This window comes from Variovorax sp. P1_H12_2 (assembly GCF_056405335.1).
Map to the genome: position 1 here is coordinate 1 of NZ_JBFUCI010000376.1, position 6,373 is coordinate 6,373.

The 6,373-nt window shown below is 67.4% G+C and carries 11 protein-coding genes; all 11 read right to left on the reverse strand.

Annotated elements, in window-relative coordinates; translation table 11 throughout:
- The coding region (locus tag AC1D2K_RS27510) for an HNH endonuclease family protein (protein ID WP_478092635.1) at window positions 1–546 on the reverse strand (546 nt) is incomplete at its 3' end.
- Between the two features lie 307 nt (window positions 547–853).
- Window positions 854–1,318 carry a phage virion morphogenesis protein gene (locus AC1D2K_RS27515; RefSeq protein ID WP_478092637.1) on the reverse strand — a complete coding sequence of 155 codons (465 nt, stop codon included), beginning with the start codon at window positions 1,316–1,318 and terminating at the stop codon, window positions 854–856.
- Window positions 1,315–1,683 (reverse strand): phage tail protein, encoded by a 369-nt coding sequence (locus tag AC1D2K_RS27520; protein WP_478092639.1) that lies wholly within the window; start codon window positions 1,681–1,683, stop codon window positions 1,315–1,317. Before AC1D2K_RS27520 ends, AC1D2K_RS27515 begins: the two co-directional genes overlap by 4 nt.
- Entirely contained in the window at window positions 1,667–2,206 is a 540-nt protein-coding gene (locus AC1D2K_RS27525) for a lysis system i-spanin subunit Rz (RefSeq protein ID WP_478092641.1), read from the reverse strand. The genes AC1D2K_RS27520 and AC1D2K_RS27525 overlap by 17 nt, the downstream gene beginning before the upstream one ends.
- Window positions 2,203–2,784 carry an N-acetylmuramidase family protein gene (locus AC1D2K_RS27530; RefSeq protein WP_478092654.1) on the reverse strand — a complete coding sequence of 194 codons (582 nt, stop codon included), beginning with the start codon at window positions 2,782–2,784 and terminating at the stop codon, window positions 2,203–2,205. Before AC1D2K_RS27530 ends, AC1D2K_RS27525 begins: the two co-directional genes overlap by 4 nt.
- Entirely contained in the window at window positions 2,784–3,197 is a 414-nt protein-coding gene (locus AC1D2K_RS27535; RefSeq protein ID WP_478092643.1) for a hypothetical protein, read from the reverse strand. Before AC1D2K_RS27535 ends, AC1D2K_RS27530 begins: the two co-directional genes overlap by 1 nt.
- 1 nt (window position 3,198) lies before the next feature.
- Window positions 3,199–3,399 (reverse strand): tail protein X, encoded by a 201-nt coding sequence (locus tag AC1D2K_RS27540; protein WP_478092645.1) that lies wholly within the window; start codon window positions 3,397–3,399, stop codon window positions 3,199–3,201.
- Entirely contained in the window at window positions 3,399–3,869 is a 471-nt protein-coding gene (locus tag AC1D2K_RS27545; RefSeq protein ID WP_478092646.1) for a head completion/stabilization protein, read from the reverse strand. Before AC1D2K_RS27545 ends, AC1D2K_RS27540 begins: the two co-directional genes overlap by 1 nt.
- A 116-nt stretch (window positions 3,870–3,985) precedes the next feature.
- Entirely contained in the window at window positions 3,986–4,696 is a 711-nt protein-coding gene (gpM, locus tag AC1D2K_RS27550; protein WP_478092648.1) for a phage terminase small subunit, read from the reverse strand.
- 5 nt (window positions 4,697–4,701) lie between these two features.
- Window positions 4,702–5,709, reverse strand: a complete 1,008-nt coding sequence (locus tag AC1D2K_RS27555; RefSeq protein ID WP_478092650.1) for a phage major capsid protein, P2 family — start codon at window positions 5,707–5,709, stop codon at window positions 4,702–4,704.
- A gap of 27 nt (window positions 5,710–5,736) precedes the next feature.
- A partial coding sequence (locus AC1D2K_RS27560; RefSeq protein WP_478092652.1) for a GPO family capsid scaffolding protein occupies window positions 5,737–6,373 on the reverse strand: 637 nt, incomplete at its 5' end.

Here is a 6,373-nt window from a genome sequence, read left to right on the forward strand (position 1 = left end):
GCCTTGCGGTGTGAGACCATCGCAGTATCCGTTGGAGCGGAAGGTCAGATGGCGAAATCCGTGGTCTTCGCAGGGATCAAGCAGAAACGGGGCCTCCGTCTTGTTGGCATCTTGCCAAGGAGTGAACGGGGTAACGCGCTTCTTTCTCGTGGGAAAGTGGTTGCTCTTTGAGCGAGAGCACGGTAAGCACACTGGCAGGAGATTGCGCCATTCATAGGCATACCATGCGTAGTGATCCGCACTGGGCATGCCTTGTGTGCCGTGGCCGCCTCTGGCATTCATGAGCGGCCGATGGTGTTGCACGATGTCAGAAATCTCGCTTGGAATCGAGGTCTCACAGTAGGCACATTTGTTGTGAAACAGTGTTCTCAGGTGCTGCTCTACTGGGCGGTTGAACCACAGGTCGTAGTGCAATGGTGGCCTACGGGTAAGACGCAGGTCATTTGGCAGTTTGAAATGGGCTTGCAACTCGGAGATTGCATCCTGGACAGCAGGGGTCGATAGCGTCTCAGGCTCTTTAACATCTCCTCTTGGGACGTATTTCATAGCTCCTCGTCAGATTGGTGGCTCACGCGATACAGGGCGAAGGGATCCGACTGACTCGAAAGGACCCCCGCCTCAGTATCTAATTTCTACGACCGATCAATTTAACCGATGTTTCGGGAAGGAGGTGGTCGCCTCGGGGCGGTGTGCTTCTATGGTGCGGAAGTTAACTTAGGAATCCGAGGACTGGCAGCCGGGATGCAGCACGGATAAAGAGTTGGATCGGCATGAGGCCAATGCACATCGAGTGACTGCATCGTCGCATCGCTGAAGGTCGATCAGTTCGCTCGGCGCCAAGCGATGGACCTGCCTAACGATCTTCCATAAGGTGTTCCAGAAGCAGGTACTTGATCCGCTCCCGATCCACATCGGCCAGGCCCAGCAGCGCTCGCAATGGATACGCGTAGGTCGGTCCCCCGGCCTCGACCTCGTCGCGCAGACCTTCCTGGTGCACCCGCGCGATGCGCGCCGTGCGACCCACAAAGCCAATGCTCGCCGCCTGCTCGTCCGTCTGCAGCCGCAGATGCTTCGCGGTCCTCATCCTGGCGAACATCCCGCGCCGAATGCGCCCCTGCAGCTGCCGCGCCTTGCCGGCCTTGCGTGGCGCATAGGCGCTCCCGTCCGGGTTGCGCTGGCTGGCGATGCGCGCGGCCTGGCTGCGTCGGAGGTCCTGTCCGACCTTGCGGGCGAGCGCCCGGCGCTCGGCCGGCGCGAGCCGGGCGATCAAGGGCGCGACCCAGTCCTCCAGCGCGATCAGTGGATCGCCGCCTGTCATGTCTCGACGCCAGGCGCAACGACGACGGCCTCGGTCAGGTCGATCTCGATCTGGATATCGACGGTTTCCTTGTTGAGGTACTCCACCTCGAAGCGCACGCTCTTGTCGCGCAGCGTCGGGTTCTCCAGGATCTCGATCTGATGGTCGCGCAGCCAGGCCAGCAGCGGCACCATGATCGCGTCGGCGGGGCCCGCGTAGTCCAGCAGCACGGCGGTGAGCGTGTAGCGGTACTCGAAGGAGAGTGTCGCGGCGCCGGCCGCGACCAGGCGGCCCTCGCGCACGTAGATGGCGAGCTTGTCGGGCTCGCGCTGCAGCTCGGGCGAGGCGGCCGTCAGGTGCGCGCGCAGGCTATGGGGTTTGCGCATCGCTCAGGGCGCGGGCGGCGGCGCGGACGTCGTTGTAGCGGTCGATGCAGGCGTTGAGGTCGACGATGGCGCTGTCGCCGTCGCGGGCGATGGCTGCAAGAGCTGCTGCAGCCGCTGGCTCAAGTTCGGCTCGCGCTTCTGCAGGTGGGCCGGCAGCGGCGGCAGCTGCATCGCCCGCGGGGCGGCAGGCGGGGGTGCGGACGGGGATTGACACCCGGATAGCGCCACTGCGCACGCCATCCACAAAGTCATCGTGCTTCCTTTGCACATCGGCGAGTTCCTTTCGGTGCTGAAGATCCCGGCTGCCGAGCTCGACGCCCAGCGCGCGCTCGGCGTCGAGCTGGCGTTCGATCGCATTCGCGACCGCGCGGGCGTTGTCGGTGCGCTCGGCCTGCCAGGCGGCCTGCACCCCGGCGCGGCCGGCCTGGCTGCCGAAGCGGTACGTGGCCGCGGTCCAGCCGATGGCGAGCGCAACCCAGAGCAGCGCGGGCAAGCTGCGCCTGGCGATGGCGGCCCAGCTCACGCATGCCTCCGGTAGGCCGCCGCGAGCTTGCCGTGGTAGTTGTTCTCGGCGTAGCGCGGTCCGTTGTAGCGGCGCGCGAAGTCGGCCCAGCGCAGCTCGCGCATTTCGTCGTCGAGCTGCTCGTGCTTCACGAATCGAATGAAGGCGTCGAGCTGCGTACTTTCGCTGGCATACATCGCGTTGATGAATTCCTGCAGCGACGCGAAACCGCAGGCCTTGAAGTTGGCGCCCAGGATCTGGAACTTGCCCCAGCTGGCCGACGCCAGGGCCGCCGGGCGGTCGAGGAAGGTGGCCGCCTGCAGGCGCTGGTGCTCGCCGGCGTTGCGGGCATCCGCGGTGGGGCCGCGGGCGTAGTGCGCCCGGGTCCAGGTCGGGTAGCTCAGCGTGGGGTGCGAGCGGTCGTAACGGCCGCCGGTGGCGGCGCTGAACTTGTGGCCCTCGAAGAGGATGCGCGGACGGCCTTCGGCGTCGAAGCCGCCTTCGGGCGCCTCGACCTCGCACACCGCCTTGACCGCAGCGACGGCGCAGCGCAGCTCGCGTGCGGCGTTCTGGAAGTCGAACTCGACCAGCATCTTCATCACGGCCGCCCTCGATCGTCGTTCGCCGGTGGCTCTGCAGGGTCGGGCTTGCGCGTTGCCTGGCCGCGGCCGCGCACGGCGTCGATCACTCGCGCCACGAAGCCCAGCGGGTCGCGGYGCATCGCGCTGCCCATCGCCTTCAGGCCGGCCCAGATGTCTTCGCTGATCACGGCGCAGGCGCCGACGATCGCCAGCCGCGCCGTCTCGGAGGCGATGAAGTCCTCGATGCCCAGGCCGACGATGACCGCGACCGCGGTGCCGGTGAGCACGGCGCGGGCGAAGCCGCCCCAGCCGCCGTGGCGCTTCTCGACCACGCCCTGCGCAACGCCGGCGACCACGCCGACCACGGCGCTCGACACGATGATGCCGAGCGTCGAGGGCTCGGCAAAGAGTTTCTTGACCCAGTCTTGCATGTCAGTCCCAGAGGCTCACGGTGGAGCGGGTGTGGGTGGTGGCGGGTGGGGCCAGTTCCACCAGCAGGCCGGTGGGCAGCACCGGGCCGTGGTCGGCCAGGCCGGGGTTCAGGGCGAGGGTGGCTTCGACGATGTCGGTGCGGGCGAGCGTGCGCCAGCACAGCAGGTCGAGCGTGTCGCCTTGCATCGCACGCGCCTGCATCAGATCAGCTCCACGGTGGTGCGGCGGATGCCGAGCAGGTCGGAGATCGCCCAGCGCACGTCGCGGCGCAGGTCGTTGGCGCGGGCTTCGAGCTTGTCGGCGGCCTTGTCGCCGGCGCCGGTGGTGTCGAAGTCGCGGTAGCGCTCGACCAGGTCGGCCTGCACGTAGCTGTAGACGGCGCGCTGGTAGCGCACGACCTGGATGGGGTGATCGGCGATGCGTGTGCCTGGCACTTCATTCAGCGTGGCGTGGCCGAGGGCTTGCTGCGCCGCCTTGTAGCCGGCCAACTCGTCGTTGATGCTGGTGATGGCCGCGAGCGCGCTGTAGCGCAGGCGATCGGCGGTGACGGTGCCGTCGAGCCGCGCCGTGGCGCGCAGCTCGACGAGGTCGATGTCCGGGAACCAGCCGTCGTTCGCCAGCGGCTTCTCGGCGGCCGGTGCCGGGGTGGGAGGATTGGCAAGAAAGCTCATGAGATTCGCGGCGGGCGAAGGTCCAAAAGAAGGTCGGCGGTGGTCGGGCGTCATCCGTGGGGCGGGTGGCCTTCAGGAATCAGCCCGAGCCGCCGGGGTTCCGGGGTCCGGACTGGTTACGGCGCCGGGGGCGGGTCCGGCTTCTTCAGCCGGCGCTCCAGGCGCTCGATGTCTTTCTTCACGCCGACCTGGTCGAACAGGGCAAGGGCGCGCTGCAGGTGGTCGAGCGCCACGCGCGCGTCCTTCACCGCGACGGCGTCGAAGTCCACGTCGGCCGGGCCGGTCTTGCCGATCAGCGCGTAGCCCATGGCCTTGTGCAGCTTGGCGCGCGCCTGGTCGGGCGCGTCGAGGTCCTGGGTGCCGAGCAGCACCTGGGGCAGCAGGTCACGCGCGTCCGCGTTGTTCATCTGGCCGTTGAGCGCCGCGGCGGCGAACTCGTCGATCAGGATGGTGCCGAGGCTGCGGTCGTACTGGTCGGGCGGCGACAGGTCGTGCTGCACCGCGTACTGCGCGATCTCCAGCGCGCGGCGGTAGTTGCCGGCGTCGATGTGCCAGATCAGCACGGTGGTGAGCACCTGGTCCTGGGCGCCTTGGCCGCCGGTCAGTGCGCCGTCGATCCAGGCGTCGTAGTCGGGCAGGAACTGGCGCTTGGCCTCGATCTTGCGCTCGATGGACTGGATGGCCTTGAGCGAGCGGCGGTGCTCGGCCAGCTGCGCGAGCATGAGTTCGTAGGCGCTGCCTCGCAGCTCGCCGCCCGGCGCCGCGGAGGCCGAGGCGAGGGTGGCGAGCTTGCGCTGGAGGCTGCGCTGGGCGGGGGTCTGGCGCATGGCGCTCAGCCCGCGATCTCGATGTTCTCGATCAGCGCGCACAGGCCGTAGTCCTCGACCACGTAGGCGTCATTGCTCGACTCGTAGTTCTCGATGCGGTCGCGCTTGGCGTTGTCGACGATGGTGCGGCGGCGCGCCGACTGCTGCCAGTAGATCGACAGGTTGTCGTAGCGCGTGATGAGCACCTTGTTCTCGGGGAAGTAGGGCACGGTGATGCCCGGCAGGCCGCCCAGCCGGCGCTGGCTGCGCACGATGTCGGCGGCGAGCATTTCGGTCGGCGCCGAGGGCTCGCTGACCAGCGGGAACAGCTTGTCGTGCATCAGGTTGCGGCCGACGATCGCGACCAGGCCGCCATCGTTGCGGAACCAGGGGTCGAGCAGCGTCTGGTAGGCGTCGTAGACCAGGGCGTCGAGGTTCTTGTAGTCGCCGGCGTCGCCGACGGTGATCTTGTTCGCCGCGGCGCCCGAGTCGAGCACGCGCGCTGCGGCGTCCTGGCGGATGTGMTCGAGCCAACCGATGTTCACGTCCTGCAGCAGCGGGTTGGCGACCAGGTCGGTGTTGGCGGCCGCGCGCAGGCCGTTGAAGCCGATGACCATGCGATCCAGCGCCTGGCGCTTGACGATCACATCGCGCACCCGGGTCTGGAAGTCCCGGAACTTGGCCCAGGCGTCGAGCGTGGCGTACTTGATGAAGGTGTCGTAGTTGGTCTTCTTGCACTCGTAGCCCAGTTCGTCGAGCGTCTCGACCGAGCGCGGCTGACGGTCGCGCTCGTCGGTGTTGGTGCGGCTCGCGATCGGGCCGCTCACGCCGAGGCCGAGCTTGTCGCCCTTCATCTCGGTGACGCCGATGATGTTGACCTTGCCGAGGAACTCGCTCGACTCCTGGATCTTCGTCTCCAGCGTCTGCTGCACGCTGGGCTCGACCGCGAACTGCTCGCGCGCGCTGGGCACGCCGTTGAGTTCGCCGAGGCGGTCCAGCAGCTGGTTGTAGACGAGGCGGGTGTTGTTTTGCATGGATGGCTCCGGGGATGCGTGTGCGGCTCAGCAGTCAGTGGTCTGCAGCTTGGGGTTGCCGCCGGTGGCGGCGGGGCGGTGCGCGTGCTGCGCGGCGTCGGTGGTGTCGATGGTTTCGAACTTCTGCTGCAGCGCCGTGTGCGCGGTTTGCAGGGTGGCGAAGTCCTTGGAGAGCCGGGCCGTGGCCTTGCTGTTCGCACCATGCTGATCGGCCAGCGTGCCGAAGGCCTCGGCCAGTTCACCGACCGCTTCGACCAGTTCGCCGACGTCGCTGTCTTGCTTCTTGAAGCGGCCGGTGAACTTGGCGATGGCGTCCCTCACGCTCTGGAGGGCGGTCGATGCCTTGCCGTCGTCGTGCGTGTCGTCTTCGAACTCCAGCGTGACCTCGATCGCCTCGCTGAACAGGTTGGCCGGGTCGAGCTTGCGCGCGGCAAATGGATTGGCCTTCGGGTTCTGCGCGGCGAAGCTGAGCACGTCGGTGCCCAGGCTGGCCGGGCTGTCGGTCACGCCCAGGCCCACCAGGTAGGCCTCGCCGGTGTCGGCGAACTTCGGATTCACCTCGATCGAGGTGTAGACCTTCTGCTTGTTCTTCGTCGTCATCGCGACCAGGTCGGGCAGCGGCTCGATCTGGGCGAAGAGGGCCAGCTTCTTCTTGCCGTCGATG